The sequence below is a fragment of the Streptomyces sp. NPDC048643 genome, from assembly GCF_040650615.1.
Classification (GTDB): domain Bacteria; phylum Actinomycetota; class Actinomycetes; order Streptomycetales; family Streptomycetaceae; genus Streptomyces.
In genome coordinates this window covers 1-14,027 of the sequence record NZ_JBEZHO010000022.1, presented here as the reverse complement: position 1 = coordinate 14,027, position 14,027 = coordinate 1, and the positions used below count along the sequence as shown (strand labels likewise).

The following is a 14,027-nucleotide window of genomic DNA, read 5'->3' as shown; positions in this document are numbered from 1 at the left end:
GCCGCTCACGTCACCCGCCCGGGTTCCGACCTCGGCACCGTCACCGTCACGCGCAGACCCTGCGGCTCCTGGTGGTCGTACGCGATGGACCCGCCGCCCGCCTCCAGGAGGGCCCGCGAGATGGAGAGGCCGAGGCCCGAGCCCTTGACGTTCTGGTGGACGGCGCTGCGCCAGAACCGGTCCCCGATGCGCGTCAGGTCCTCGTCCGTGAGGCCGGGACCGCAGTCGGTTACCACGACGGTCGACGTCTGGCCGTTGGACGCGACCGTCACCTCGACGCATCCGTCCTCGGGCGTGAACTTGACCGCGTTGTCGATCACCGCGTCCAGGGCGCTCGACAGGGTGACCGGGTCGGCCCAGGCGGTGGTGGCCGGGCAGCTCCCCACCAGTCGTACGCCCCGGCTCTCGGCGACCGGCTGCCAGGAGGCGACCCGCTCGGCGGTGAGCGCGCCGATGTCCGTGAGGCACACGTCGGCCTCCGCGTGCTCGGCGAGCGCCAGGTCGAGCAGGTCGTCCAGGACCTGGGCCAGGCGCTTGCCCTCGGTGCGGACGGAGGCGATCTCCTCGTTGCCCTCGGGCAGTTCGAGGGCGAGCAGCTCGATGCGCAGCAGCAGTGCGGAGAGCGGGTTGCGCAACTGGTGCGAGGCGTCGGCGACGAAGGCGCGCTGCTGTTCCAGCACGTCCTCGACGTTGTCGGCCATCTCGTTGAACGACCGGGCCAGCCGCTGGAGTTCCGGTGGCCCGCCGGCCGCCGCGACGCGGGACTTGAGGCGCCCGGTCGCGATGTCGTGGGTGGTGGCGTCGAGGACGCGTACGGGGCGCAGCACCCAGCCGGTCAGCCGCAGCGCGGCTCCGACCGCGAGGAGCATCGCGGCGATCTCGCCCGCTCCGATGATCAGCCAGCCGTGCAGGGTCGCGGACCGCATCTGCCCGGTCGGCGAGTCGGTGACGACGACGGCGATGACGTCGCCGTCCTTGATGACCGGGGAGGCGACGACGAGTCGGTGGCGCTGCCAGGGCCAGACCTGCTGCGGGTCGTGACTGCGGCGGCTGACCAGCGCCTCGTTGAAGGCGTCGCGGGCCACCCCCGTCCGGGGCAGACCCCAGTCGTCCGGGGCGTTGGCCATGGGCTTGAGGTTGCGGTAGAAGACGCCGGCACGGATGCCGTACACCTCGTAGTAGCGGGCCAGCTCGGTGCGCAGCGTCTCGGCGCGTTCGTCGGGGAAACCGCCCTGGGTGCCGCTCGGCGGTTCGGTGACGTACTGCGCGAGGGCGGAGAAGCGGGCGGTGTCGTCGATGCGGTCGACGACGACACGCTGCTGCCGGGCCGCCGCGACGCTGACGGCGAGCGGGACGCCGAGGGCGAGCAGGACGGCCGCCATCAGGACGATGAGCAGCGGGAGGAGACGCGTGCGCACCCGTGCCCGCTACCCGGCCGGGGCGACGAGCCGGTACCCGACGCCGCGCACGGTCTCGATCAGCGCCGGCATGCGCAGCTTGGACCGCAGCGAGGCGACGTGCACCTCCAGGGTGCGTCCGGTCCCCTCCCAGCTGGTGCGCCACACCTCGCTGATGATCTGCTCGCGGCGGAACACGACGCCGGGGCGCTGGGCGAGGAGTGCGAGCAGGTCGAACTCCTTGCGGGTCAGCTGGACGGTCGTGCCGCCGACGGTGACCTGCCGGTTGGGCAGTTCGATGCGGACGGGGCCGAGGACCAGCGCGGCCTCACCGGGGGACGCGGCGTCGTCGTGGGCGGTGCGCCGCGCCACGGCGTGGATGCGGGCGAGCAGTTCCCCGGTGTCGTACGGCTTCACGACGTAGTCGTCGGCGCCGAGGTTGAGGCCGTGGATGCGGGACCGCACGTCCGCGCGCGCGGTGACCATGATCACCGGGGTTGCGGTCCGCTTGCGGATCTTGCCGCAGACCTCGTAGCCGTCCTGGTCGGGCAGTCCGAGGTCGAGGAGGACGACCCCGAACCCGTCGCTCTCCGGGACGAGGGCCTGCAGGGCCTCCTCGCCGCTGCGGGCGTGCGTGACGTCGAAGCCGTGCCGTGCGAGCACGGCGGACAGGGCCGCGGCGACGTGGTTGTCGTCCTCGACGAGCAGCAGTCTCATTCCGGCCCCCTCCGGTTCATCGGTCGTACGGTCTCGGCGCGTGCACTGTCGTACGGTCTCGGCGCGTGCACTGTGGCATGGTGCGCGCACGCGTGCGCCAACAAGGAAGTCACGCCGATGGACAAGGACGGAGTCAAGGGCCTTCGGGTTGCCTGCGGCTTCCGTTACCCAGCCGGTACGCGCCTTCGCGCCGGCCATTACGACACGTGTCCGATTGCTACCGGATCGTGATGCTCAAGTTCCCCTCAGATGTAATGACGCTGGTCGTACGGGGTCACTACTGTCCTCCGAAACCGAGGAGGACGGAGCCCCAAAGCGATGACCGAAGTATCGGTGGCCAAGGACGACCTGGCCGGGACCGACGAACTGGTCGTCCTGAAGAGCGTCAACAAGCACTTCGGCGCGTTGCACGTACTCCAGGACATCGACCTGACGATCACACGGGGTGAGGTCGTCGTGGTCATCGGACCGTCCGGGTCCGGGAAGTCCACACTCTGCCGCACGATCAACCGCCTGGAGACCATCGATTCGGGTGACATCTCGATCGACGGCAAGCCGCTGCCCCAGGAGGGCAAGGGGCTCGCCCGGCTCCGGGCCGACGTGGGCATGGTCTTCCAGTCCTTCAACCTCTTCGCGCACAAGACCGTGCTCGAGAACGTGATGCTGGGCCAGATCAAGGTCCGCAAGACCGACAAGAAGGCGGCGGCGGAGAAGGCCCGCGCGCTCCTCGACCGCGTCGGCGTCGGCACGCAGGCCGACAAGTACCCGGCGCAGCTCTCGGGCGGCCAGCAGCAGCGTGTCGCGATCGCGCGGGCACTGGCGATGGACCCGAAGGTCATGCTCTTCGACGAGCCGACCTCGGCGCTGGACCCCGAGATGATCAACGAGGTCCTCGAAGTCATGCAGCAGCTCGCCCGCGACGGCATGACCATGATCGTCGTCACCCACGAGATGGGCTTCGCCCGTTCGGCCGCCAACCGCGTCGTGTTCATGGCCGACGGCCGCATCGTCGAAGAGGCGGTGCCGGACCAGTTCTTCAGCAACCCGCGCAGCGACCGTGCCAAGGACTTCCTGTCGAAGATCCTGCACCACTGACAACTCCCGTCGTCCCTGACGTCACTCCTCGCGCGCGGGGCTCCGAGCGCGCGAACCGCCCTTCGACGGCCCGTACCTCTTTCTCCACGCAAAGGATGTTCTCCATGAAGCTCTCCAAGGTCGTCGCCGCCTCGGCCGCCGTGCTCGCCCTCACCGCCACCGCCACCGCGTGCGGTTCGGACGACAAGGACGACAGCGGCTCCTCGGGCGGCGGCAAGATCAAGGTCGGCATCAAGTACGACCAGCCCGGTCTCGGCCTGAAGCAGCCGGACGGCTCCTTCGCCGGCTTCGACGTGGACGTCGCGACCTACGTCGCCAAGGAGCTCGGTTACAAGCCGAGCCAGATCGAGTTCGTCGAGACGAAGAGCGCCGACCGTGAGAACGCGCTCGCCCGCGGCGACGTGAAGTTCATCGCGGCCACCTACTCGATCACCGACGAGCGCAAGCAGAAGGTCGACTTCGCCGGCCCCTACCTGCTGGCCCACCAGGACCTGCTCGTCAAGGCCGACTCGAACATCTCCAAGGGCACGGACCTCAACGGCAAGAAGCTGTGTTCCGTCACCGGCTCGACGTCGGCGGAGAACGTCAAGAACACCATCGCCCCGAAGGCCAACCTGCGTAAGTACAGCGGCTACTCGGAGTGCATCGCGGGTCTGCAGAGCGGTGCCGTCGACGCGGTGACCACGGACGACTCGATCCTCGCGGGCTTCGCCGCACAGGACAAGTACAAGGGTCAGTTCAAGCTCGCCGGCCTCAAGCTGAGCAACGAGAACTACGGCGTCGGCATCAAGAAGGGCGACGCCGCCCTCGAGAAGAAGATCAACGCCGCTCTCACCAAGATGGTCAGCGACAAGGCCTGGGACGCGGCGGTCAAGAAGAACTTCGGCACGAGCTACAAGAACGAGCCGGCCCCGAAGGTCGGCGTGATCGTCAAGTAGTCCGAAGTCACCAGGTAACGCAGGGACCTTCAGGTAACGCAGGAATCCGCGGTTCACGCGGGGTTCCGCTGGTGCGCCGCCGCCCGCCGCGATCACGGCGGCGGCGCACCGCGTCCGCCACGTACGCCACCACCCGGAAGCGCGGGAGATCGTGTTCGACTTTCTTCAAGGTTATGACGTCCTAGGGGCGTTCTGGACGACGGTGAAGCTCACCGTCTACTCCGCCCTCGGCTCCCTGATCCTGGGCACCCTTCTGGCCGCGATGCGGGTCAGCCCCGTCCCGCTCATGCGCGGGTTCGGCACCGCCTACGTGAACATCGTCCGGAACATCCCGCTCACGGTCATCATCGTCTTCAGCTCGCTCGGTCTCGCCGACATCTTCGGCGTCACGATGGGCGCGCCGGACAACTTCGATCTCCAGGGCTTCCGGCTCGCCGTGCTCAGCCTCGTCGGCTACACCGCGGCCTTCGTCTGTGAGGCACTGCGCTCCGGCATCAACACCGTGCCCGTCGGGCAGGCGGAGGCGGCCCGCGCGATCGGGCTGAGCTTCAGCCAGACTCTCCGGCTCATCGTGCTGCCGCAGGCGTTCCGCTCCGTCATCGTCCCGCTGGCGAACGTCCTGATCGCGCTGACCAAGAACACGACCGTGGCCGCCGCCATCGGCGTGGCCGAGGCCGCCACCCTCATGAAGACGATGATCGAGGCCGAGGCGCAGACGGTCCCCATCGCCGCCGTCTTCGCCTTCGGGTTCGTGGTCCTGACCCTCCCCACCGGCCTCATCCTCGGCTGGCTGGGCAAGCGACTGGCGGTAAAGCGATGACCTCCGTTCTCTACGACGCCCCCGCCCCCCGGGCCAAGCGCCGCAATGTGGTCCTCTCGGTCGTCTTCGTCGTCCTGCTCGCCCTGTTCCTGTGGTGGATCTGGACGGTGATGGACGACAAGAACCAGCTGAAGTGGGCCCTTTGGGAGCCGTTCACCACGGCGAACGCCTGGAGCACCTATCTGTGGCCGGGGCTTCTCGGCACACTGAAGGCCGCCGCGCTCAGCATGGTGATCGCCCTCCCGCTGGGCGCCGTCTTCGGCATCGCCCGGCTCTCCGACCACCGCTGGGTGCGCATTCCGGCCGGCGCCGTGGTCGAGTTCTTCCGGTCGATCCCGGTCCTGCTGCTGATGCTGTTCGCGAACGAGCTGTACGCGCGCTCCGCGGGCATCGCCAGTGAGGACCGCCCGTTCTACGCCGTCGTCACCGGCCTGGTCCTCTACAACGCCTCGGTCCTCGCCGAGGTCGTCCGGGCCGGCATCCTCGCCCTCCCCAAGGGACAGACGGAGGCGGCGTACGCGATCGGCCTGCGCAAGGGCCAGACGATGGGCAGCATCCTGCTGCCGCAGGCGGTCACCGTCATGCTGCCCGCGATCGTCGGCCAGCTCGTGGTCATCGTGAAGGACACCGCGCTGGGCGGCGTGATGATCGGCTACCAGGAGCTGCTCACCGCGCGCAGCACCCTCGCGGCCAACTACGCCAACGTGGTCCAGAGCTTCATCGTGGTCGCCGTCATCTTCATCATCGTGAACTTCGCGATCACCAGCTTCGCCTCCTGGCTGGAGGCGCGGCTGCGGCGCGGCAAGAAGTCGACCGGTGCGGTGCTCCCGGCGGACGACGCCGCGATCGCCGGGATCACGGGCACGAACGCCGGCGGCGGCGGTATCTGACAAGCAGTCAATCCGCGTGACCGGTGAGGGCAGTGGCATGATCGCCACTGCCCTCGTCACTTGACGCAAGCACCGGCAATGGGTTGCATACGTTCTGTGATCGTGCACCCCGCTCCACCTGCCTGTTCCCGTACGTCTCTCAGGACACCGCTCCGGGCAGGGGGCACCGCGTCGTGGACCCGGTGATCATCGTCGGAGCAGGGCCCGTCGGGCTCACGCTGGCCCTTGCGCTGGCCCGCCAGGAGGTCCCCTCCGTGGTCCTGGACGAGGGGCCGGGCAAGGACGAACAGCGGCTCGCGCGGAGTGTGGTGCTGCGCGAGGACACGGCCGCGCTGGTCGGCAGGCTCACGGGCCTCCCGCTCGACGACATCGGCTTCCGTTGGGCCGGATGGCGGTCGATGCGGCGCAAGCAGGTGATGCGCGAGGTCGCCTTTCCCGAACAGGCGAGCGGGATCGGAGCGCGGAGCGCCACCGGCCCCCGGGACACCGGGTTGTCCCGCGGTGACGGCCCTCGGGGGGCCGTCACCGCCCGGGGCACGGGTACCTCCAGGGGTACGGAAAGCCCGTCGGAGGCCGAGGAGTTCAGCGCTCCGCTGCACATCGCCCAGCACGAACTGACCGGCGCCCTGCGCGAGGCGATCGTCCATGAGCGGCTCGTCAAGGTCGCCGCCGACAGCCGTCTCGACTCCCTCGAACAGGAGACGTCCGGCGTCACGGCGCACACCCGTGGATCCAACGGAACCTGGTGGCGCGGCAGTTATCTCGTCGGCTGCGACGGACCCCGCTCGACGGTGCGCAAGCTCCAGGACATCCGCTTTCCGGGGCGTACCGCCGTCGAGCGGCACGCCGTGGCGGCCCTGCGCGCCGAACTCCCCTGGCCCGGAGAAGCGTTGCTGCACCGGCTGCCGCCGTGGCGCACGTCGGGACCCTCCGTCGGTGAGGTGACCGCGCGCCCGCTCGCGGAGGACGTGTGGCGGCTGGACTGGCTGCTGCCCCCGGGCAAGGACCTGGTCACGCCCGACCTGCTGGTCGCCCGCATCAGGGAGACCCTCGGCGGCTGGAGCGGCGGCGCCACCCCCGCGTACGAGCTGCTCGACACCGGCGTCCACACCGTGCACCACCGGCTCGCCCGGCGGTGGCGCGTCGGGCGGGTCTTCCTCGCCGGGGACGCGGCCCACCTGCTCGGCGCCCTCGGTACCCAGGGGCTGGACGAAGGGCTGCGGGACGCCGACAACCTCGCCTGGAAGCTGGCGCTCGCCTGGCACCACGGCCGGCACGAGGCCCTGCTCGACAGCTACCAGACGGAGCGGCGGGCCGTGGTCGCCGCCCGGCTGCGCGCCGCCGACCAGGCACTGCCCGTCCTGCGGGGTGGCGGCGGACTGCGGGCCTACGTCCCGGGATCCGCGCGCGGCCACGACGCGCTCCTCACGGACGGCCACCTCGGGCGCGGCCCGCTCGGCACGCCGGGGGCGTACGCCGACTCCCCGCTCGCACCCCCGCCCGTCGAGGCGCAGGCCCCTGTCGCCACCGAGCCCGGCGCTCCGGTCACCGATGTACGGGTGACCGCGGAGGACGGCTCGTTCGTACCGCTGCGCGAACGGCTCGGGCGCGGCGTCCTGCTCGTCGTGCTGATCGCGCCGGGCACCGGAGTGTGGGAACGCAAGCACTGGGTGACGGCCGGCATCATGCCCCGGCTCGCCGCCGCCGTGACCGCGCTGCCGCACCCCGCCGAGCTGCTCGTCGCGGAGAGCTATCCGGGCGCGGCAGCACACACCGTGCTCCTCGTCCGCCCCGACGGCCATCTGGTCACCGCGCTGAGCGGGGTCCGGCCGGCCGACCTGTACGAGGCGGCCGAGGCGGCCCTCGGCGGACCGGCGACGGCAGAGCCCGCCGCGGAGGCGACCGCCGGCCGGAGTTGAACGCTCCGTGACCACCCGAGCTGGGACGATCCGATGCCGTGGGCCCGTAGTGGTCCACATAGTGACAGTGAGTTGACCCGCCTGCACCGCCATGGTGTACTCCGGATCGTGACCGACACCTGTGTGCGCCTGTGGCGGAGGGTCCATATGGACCTCCTCCGCTATGCGGGCTGCGTGTGTCGCCCGTCCTTCTGACTTCGCATCCTTATCTCCCGCGCGCCGCTTCGTGCCCTCGCGCGCCCCTCTCGCGAACCCTCAGGACGGTCCGAGTGTCTGTGTCACCCGCTGTCTCCGCGTCCCCCGCTCTCCCCGCTGCCTCCGGCACCCCCACCCAGGCCGATCTGCTCGCCTTCGTCCGCCGTACGGCCGCCGACGCCGAGCTGATCGCCTCGCTCCCCCTCGACCCCGAAGGCCGCACCTGGGTGCGGCTCGAAGGCCCCGGCGGCAGCGAGGCCTGGCTGATCGGCTGGCCACCCGGCACCGGCACCGGCTGGCACGACCACGCCGAGTCGGTCGGCGCCTTCCTCACCGCGTCCGGTGAGCTCAAGGAACACTCGCTCGCCGCGCGGCTGCCCGCCGACGGCTGGAAGACCCTCGAACTCACCGAGGACATCGACCGGCACCGCACGCTGTCCGCCGGTACCGGCCGCGCCTTCGGCCGCCATCACGTGCACGAGGTCCTCAACGAGTCCGCCGAGGAGCACGCGATCTCGGTCCACGCCTACTACCCGCCGCTTCCGCAGATCCGCCGCTACAGCCGCACCGGCCAGGTGCTGCGCCTGGAGCACGTCGAACGCCCGGAGGACTGGCAGTGAGCACCCCTGACCCCGTCGGCATCGACGAACTGCTGGAGAAGGTCCGCGCGGGCCTCGACCGCGTGGAACCCGAGGAGGCGTACGCGGCCGCGCAGGCCGGCGAGGCCCTCCTCGTCGACACCCGCTACGCGGCCCTGCGTGACCGCGACGGCCTGGTGCCCGGCGCCCTCGTCGTCGAGCGCAACGAACTGGAATGGCGGCTGGACCCCGCCGGCAGCCACCGCGCTGCGGAAGCCACGAGCCATGACCTGAAGGTCGTGGTGTTCTGCAACGAGGGGTACGCGTCGAGCCTCGCCGCCGCGTCCCTGCGCCAGTTGGGGCTGCACCGGGCGACCGACCTGGTCGGCGGCTTCCAGGCGTGGAGGGCGGCCGGCCTGCCGGTCACGAGCGCCGACGAGGAGAAGTGAGCGTCCGACCGCAGGTGCACGCGGAACCGTGATTCGTCCCCGACGCGTACGAGGGCGGGCGCCCCTCGGGTAAGGGGCGCCCGCCCTTGTGCACCGCCTCTTACAGCCGCCCTCCTGGGCCACCGTTTCGGTCGTGACACTCACTCATCGACGGTGCGTCCCGCTCATCGGCCGCCGGCTCACTCCGTGGCCGTGGCCACCAGGACGGGGCGCGTCCTCAGGGCGACGCGTCCTGGCAGCGCGGTAGCCACCAGGACCAGCAGCCCGGCGACCGCGACGACCGTCAGGTACACGAGCGGAGTGACCGCGGGGGCAGCGCCGCCCGTCATGCCGACGCTGAAGGCCGTGAGGACGGCGAGCGCGATCCCGCTGCCGAGGGCCGTGGCGAGCAGCAGGACCGACAGTGCCTCGGTCCGCAGCATCCGCAGCACCTGACGGCGGGTCGCACCGGCGAGGCGGAGCATCGCGAACTCGCGGATCCGCTCGGAGACCGACATGGCGAGGGTGTTGACGACGGCGATGGCGGTGAAGGCCAGCACCAGCCCCATGGCGAGATGGTTCACCTCGGCGTTCGCCTGCTGCCGCTCGACCTGGACCGTGTCCGCCTCGGCCGGGGCGAGCACCCGCACGGCCGGGAACTCACGGAGCGTGGTCGCGAGTTGTGTCTGTGTGCGGGCTGTACCGACCAGGACGGAGGTGGCGAGTGGGTTGTCGACATGCCGGACGACCAGGTCATGGGCGAAGGTCAGATCCCCGAAGCCAAGGCCCCTGGCGTAGACGGCGGCGACCGTGAGCCGGACGGGCGTTCCGTCACCGAGGGTGAGACGCAGCCGGTCTCCGGGCTTCAGGTGGAGCTGGTCCGCGGCCAGTTCGCTGACCGCGACCGCTCCGCTGTCGAGGTCGTTCAGGGTGCCCGCCGTGACGTCCGGGTCCCAGGTGCGGGACAGACCGGCCGGTGTGACGCCCTGTGCCGCGTACTTGTCGAGGCCCACGCGGACGGTCGTGCGGACCACTTCGGTGACGACGTCGTGCCGCGCGCGCAGAGCCTGGGCCGCCGCCGCCGGAACACCGGGGCCCTGAGCGGCGAGCACCCAGTCGGCGCGGACACCGTCGCGCGCCTGGGCACGGGCCGCGTTCCCGAGCGTGGGCTGGACGAAGAGCACGGTGCAGGTCATCCCGACGAGGAGGGTGAGCGGAGTGACGACGGAGGCCATACGGGCCGCGTTGCCGCGGAGGTTGGCCCGGGCGAGGCGTCCCGCGGGGCCGCTCATCCGCAGCGGACCGGCGAGCACGGCGGCGGCAGCCCGGACCAGCAGCGGTCCGAGCAGGGAGACGGCGGTGGCGAGGACCACGACGGCCAGGAAGGTCACCGGCGTCGACGCGGGCTCGGTGCGCAGCGTGCTGAGCACGACGACGAGCACGGCTCCGCCCGCGAGGAGCACGAGACCGGCGAGCAGCCGGCCCCATGCCGGGCGCGTGCGCTCGACCCGTGCTTCGGCGAGGGCCTCGGCCGGGCGGATGCGAACGACGCGGCGGGACGAGATACGGGCGGCGGCCCAGGCGCCGAACAGCGTGGCGCCCACGGCGGCGAACAGGGGGAAGACGCTGACGGTGTGCTGAAGCGTGGACGGGAGGGCGCCCAGATCGACGAAGCGGCTGTACAGCCAACGGCCCAGTGGCAGGCCCACGAGGGCTCCGCTGACACCGGCGGCCGCTCCCACGATCAGGGCCTCGCGTCCGAGCAGTCTGCGGATCTGGCCCTGGGTGGCGCCGACGGCGCGCAGCAGGGCGAGTTCGCGGTGACGCTGCTGGACCGACAGGGCGAAGGTGCCCACGACCACCAGCACGGCCACGAGCAAGGAGGTGCCGCCCATCGCGCCGCCCATGCTGACCAGCCGGATGCGCGCGGCGGCCGCGTCCAGGAACTCGACCGGGCCTCGTTCGTCGCCCGAACGGACCTGAGCGGTGGTGCCGTTCAGTGCCTCGGCCACGGCCCTCTTGACCGCCTGGACGTCGGCACCGTTGTCGGGCAGCACGCCGATGACGCTGACCTGCCCGGGGTGCGCGGCCAGCCGCGTGGCCTCGGCGGTGGAGAAGAAGAGGGAGGTCTGGTGGCTGACGTCGGAGGTGGGCACGGCGATTCCGGTGACGCGGTAGGTGCGGGGTGACTGCGTCGACTGGACGGTGAGGCGGTCGCCGGGCTCCAGGTGAGCGCGCTCGGCGAAGTGCCGGTCGACGACGAGGTCGGTGTCCGCGCCGGGTGCGCGACCGGCGGTGAGCCGGTACGGAGTCAGCGCGGCGGAGTCCCAGGCGTGCCCGTAGGCGGGCCGGTCCTTCCCGACGGCGGAGTCGGCGGTCAACGGCTGCGCCAGGAAGGTCAGTTCGGGGACGACTCGGCGCACTCCGGGGAGATGGCGCAGCCGTGTGGCGAGGCCGTCCGCGAGCCAGGCCCGTTCGGCGATCGGCTTCGCCTTGTGCTTGACCTTGGTCTTGCCCTTCTTGTGCTTGACGGTCGTCCGGTGGACGTTCTGGTCGGCGGAGACCACGATCGGCGCCGCGGCGTAGCGCTCGGTGCGGATCGTGCCGCGCAGGCCGGTCTCCAGGAGAGTGCCGCAGGCGGTGATGAGGGCCGCCGCGCACATCAGGGCGACGAAGGGACCGAGGAAGCCGCCCTTGCGGGCGCGGACGGTCTTCACCGCGTAGCGCAGCATCATGTCGGTTCGCTCTCTGTCCTGTTGTGGGCCGCCTGGGTGTCGACTGCTGCGCTGTCGTGGGGCGCCGGATCGCTCTCGGCTCCGGTGTCCTTGTCCGGGGCCGGATGGGCGAGGAACCGGGTGAGGACGGTGCGCGCGCCGACGGGAGTGTCGGCGTCAGGGCGCTTGTAGCGGTGGAGGAGCGCGATGTACTCCTCGAAGAACGCGTGCAGTTCGGGCAGCGTGAGCCGGATGCGGCCGCGCGAGTACGGGAAGGCGTCGGCCCACGGGTCCTCGTCCGCGCCGGTCCGCACCTGCGTCTGGGCCTGCGCCTTCTCGAAGAGTTCGAGGTCGGCGGCGTAGGCGTGGTGGTTCAGTTCGTCCATGACGAGCCGCATCTCGGCGCTCTGCCGGCTGCGTGGCGGGAAACGCCGGTCACCGGGCACCGCCCGCCACCAACGCTCCCGGCCGTGACCGTGCGCCTCCGGCTGCTCCTCGACGAAGCCGTACCGGGCGAGTTCACGCAGGTGGTAGCTGGTGGCTCCGGTGTTCAGGCCGAGCTCGCGGGCCAGGCTCGCCGAGGTCGCCGGGCCGTGCAGGGTGAGGTGCTGGAGGACGCGCTGCCGCCGGGGCTGCGCGAGGGCCTTGAGCGTGGCGAGGTCGGAGAGTTCCGTGGAGACATGCGGCGCCTGCGCGGGTGCTGCCTCCTGTGTGCCGGGTTCCTGTGCCATGCGTACACAGTCGTCTGTGCACAGATGCCTGTGCACTGCGGTGACCAGGCGTCTTCTCTCGGGGGTTAACCCCACCCCACCCGGGACAAGTTGCCGTCGCAGCAGACAGGCGCACCAGGGCCGCAGCTCCTACGCCCCCGTGGACCCGTACTCACCCACACATGCGTCCGGGCCCCGAACGCGATCGGCGCCCCCGCGCGTCCACCGTGTTCGGAGCCCGTGACCGGACGACGGCGCGCCCGTGGTTGCGGGACACCGTGTGCTGCTGCTCCGGCGAGGGATCAGGACCCCGCGGACTCAGAACCCCTCGTCCGCGAGCCCTTCCGTGTCCTCGCCCTCTTCCTCCAACGCCTGCCGGACCACCCGCAGGGCCATGCCCTGGGAGTAGCCCTTGCGGGCGAGCATGCCCGCGAGGCGCCGCAGTCGCTTGTCGCGGTCGAGTCCGCGTGTGGAGCGCAGCTTGCGGGCGACCAGCTCCCGCGCGGTCGCCTCCTCCTGGTCGGAGTCGAGCTGTCCGACGGCCTCGTCGATCAGCGTCGGCTCGACGCCCTTGGTCCGCAGCTCCTGGGCGAGGGCTCGTCTGGCCAGTCCCCGGCCGTGGTGCCGGGACTCGACCCAGGCTTCCGCGAAGGCGCTGTCGTTGATCAGCCCGACCTCCTCGAACCGTGACAGGACCTCGTCCGCCATCTCGTCCGGGATCTCGCGCTTGCGCAACGCGTCCGCGAGTTGCTTCCGCGTACGCGCGGTCCCGGTGAGCAGACGCAGACAGATCGCGCGCGCCTGCTCGGCCGGGTCCCTCGGGGCCTCCCGCTTCTCGGCCCTCGACGAGGAGGGGGTGCCTCCGTCCTGCGGGTCGTCGGACGGCTCACCGAAACCGCCACGCCTCCGACGCCCTCGTCCACCTCGCGCTCCGCCCGCACCGCGGCCGGCGCCATCGCCACGCCGGGAGCCTTCGCCCGGCGGGCCGTCACTCCGCCGCGCGCCGAAGGCCGGCGCCCCGCCGCCGTCCGGATCACCGTCGCCCGGATCGTCGCCGAAGAAGCCGTCCCCGCCGTCGAGCCTGTCGTCGGCGGAGCCGTACGAACGGCCGCCGTACCCCCCGGCACCGCCGTACGCCCCGTCCCCGTCTCCGTCCGGGCCGCCGTCGCCCCCGCCGTACCCCTGCCCCGGCCCCGTGGGGGTGGCAGGGGAGGCGTACTCGGCCCAGTCGGTTCGCCGTGTCATGGACTAGCTCTTGGCCGCCGTGGCCCGGGCCTTGGTGGCCTTGGCGGCCGGAGCGGGCACCGCCTTCGCGGCGTCGTCCGGGGCAGCCGAGACCGCGGCGTCCGCGCCCGGCACGACGGTGGGCTCCTCGGTCTTCTTCACACCGACGCCCAGCTTCTCGAGGATCTTCTTCTCGATCTCGTCGGCGAGGTCGGGGTTGTCCTTCAGGAAGTTACGCGCGTTCTCCTTGCCCTGGCCGAGCTGGTCGCCCTCGTACGTGTACCAGGCGCCGGCCTTGCGGACGAAACCGTGCTCCACGCCCATGTCGATCAGGCCGCCCTCGCGGCTGATGCCGTGCCCGTACAGGATGTCGAACTCGGCCTGCTTGAACGGCGGCGCGAC

Annotated in this window: 13 protein-coding genes and 1 pseudogene; 8 read left to right on the top strand and 6 right to left on the bottom strand. The window is 71.3% G+C overall.

Going from position 1 to position 14,027, the window contains the following annotated elements:
• Window positions 1–5: 5 nt before the first annotated feature.
• Window positions 6–1,418, bottom strand: a complete 1,413-nt coding sequence (locus AB0C62_RS22130; protein ID WP_362975578.1) for a HAMP domain-containing sensor histidine kinase — start codon at window positions 1,416–1,418, stop codon at window positions 6–8.
• Between the two features lie 9 nt (window positions 1,419–1,427).
• Window positions 1,428–2,114 (bottom strand): response regulator transcription factor, encoded by a 687-nt coding sequence (locus AB0C62_RS22125; protein ID WP_362975576.1) that lies wholly within the window; start codon window positions 2,112–2,114, stop codon window positions 1,428–1,430.
• A 318-nt stretch (window positions 2,115–2,432) separates the two neighbouring features.
• Here AB0C62_RS22125 and AB0C62_RS22120 point away from each other — a divergent pair, with 318 nt between their 5' ends.
• From AB0C62_RS22120 to AB0C62_RS22085, 8 genes are all read left to right on the top strand, one after another.
• Window positions 2,433–3,209, top strand: coding sequence for an amino acid ABC transporter ATP-binding protein (locus AB0C62_RS22120; RefSeq protein WP_362975574.1), 777 nt, complete (start codon window positions 2,433–2,435; stop codon window positions 3,207–3,209).
• Window positions 3,210–3,313: 104 nt separating this feature from the next.
• Window positions 3,314–4,147, top strand: coding sequence for a glutamate ABC transporter substrate-binding protein (locus AB0C62_RS22115; RefSeq protein WP_362975572.1), 834 nt, complete (start codon window positions 3,314–3,316; stop codon window positions 4,145–4,147).
• A 151-nt stretch (window positions 4,148–4,298) separates the two neighbouring features.
• Entirely contained in the window at window positions 4,299–4,967 is a 669-nt protein-coding gene (locus tag AB0C62_RS22110; RefSeq protein ID WP_362975570.1) for an amino acid ABC transporter permease, read from the top strand.
• The gene (locus tag AB0C62_RS22105; protein ID WP_362975568.1) at window positions 4,964–5,857 is read left to right on the top strand and encodes an amino acid ABC transporter permease; all 894 of its coding nucleotides are present in this window, start codon (window positions 4,964–4,966) and stop codon (window positions 5,855–5,857) included. The genes AB0C62_RS22110 and AB0C62_RS22105 overlap by 4 nt, the downstream gene beginning before the upstream one ends.
• A gap of 173 nt (window positions 5,858–6,030) precedes the next feature.
• Window positions 6,031–7,776, top strand: a complete 1,746-nt coding sequence (locus tag AB0C62_RS22100) for an FAD-dependent monooxygenase (protein ID WP_362975566.1) — start codon at window positions 6,031–6,033, stop codon at window positions 7,774–7,776.
• 33 nt (window positions 7,777–7,809) lie between these two features.
• Entirely contained in the window at window positions 7,810–7,971 is a 162-nt protein-coding gene (locus tag AB0C62_RS22095) for a putative leader peptide (RefSeq protein WP_362975564.1), read from the top strand.
• A gap of 74 nt (window positions 7,972–8,045) precedes the next feature.
• On the top strand, window positions 8,046–8,591 hold the full coding sequence (locus AB0C62_RS22090; protein ID WP_362975562.1) for a cysteine dioxygenase: 546 nt from the start codon (window positions 8,046–8,048) through the stop codon (window positions 8,589–8,591).
• Window positions 8,588–8,998: a rhodanese-like domain-containing protein gene (locus AB0C62_RS22085; protein ID WP_362975560.1), complete on the top strand. Its 411-nt coding sequence runs from the start codon at window positions 8,588–8,590 to the stop codon at window positions 8,996–8,998. Before AB0C62_RS22090 ends, AB0C62_RS22085 begins: the two co-directional genes overlap by 4 nt.
• Window positions 8,999–9,177: 179 nt before the next feature.
• Here AB0C62_RS22085 and AB0C62_RS22080 read toward each other — a convergent pair whose 3' ends face one another.
• The 4 genes and pseudogenes from AB0C62_RS22080 to AB0C62_RS22065 form a co-directional block, all read right to left on the bottom strand.
• On the bottom strand, window positions 9,178–11,712 hold the full coding sequence (locus AB0C62_RS22080; RefSeq protein WP_362975558.1) for an FtsX-like permease family protein: 2,535 nt from the start codon (window positions 11,710–11,712) through the stop codon (window positions 9,178–9,180).
• On the bottom strand, window positions 11,709–12,422 hold the full coding sequence (locus tag AB0C62_RS22075) for a helix-turn-helix domain-containing protein (RefSeq protein WP_362975557.1): 714 nt from the start codon (window positions 12,420–12,422) through the stop codon (window positions 11,709–11,711). The genes AB0C62_RS22080 and AB0C62_RS22075 overlap by 4 nt, the downstream gene beginning before the upstream one ends.
• Window positions 12,423–12,719: 297 nt before the next feature.
• Window positions 12,720–13,646, bottom strand: coding sequence for a recombination regulator RecX (gene recX / locus AB0C62_RS22070; protein ID WP_362975555.1), 927 nt, complete (start codon window positions 13,644–13,646; stop codon window positions 12,720–12,722).
• 3 nt (window positions 13,647–13,649) lie between these two features.
• Window positions 13,650–14,027, bottom strand: a pseudogene (locus AB0C62_RS22065) (DNA recombination/repair protein RecA); the annotation flags it as partial.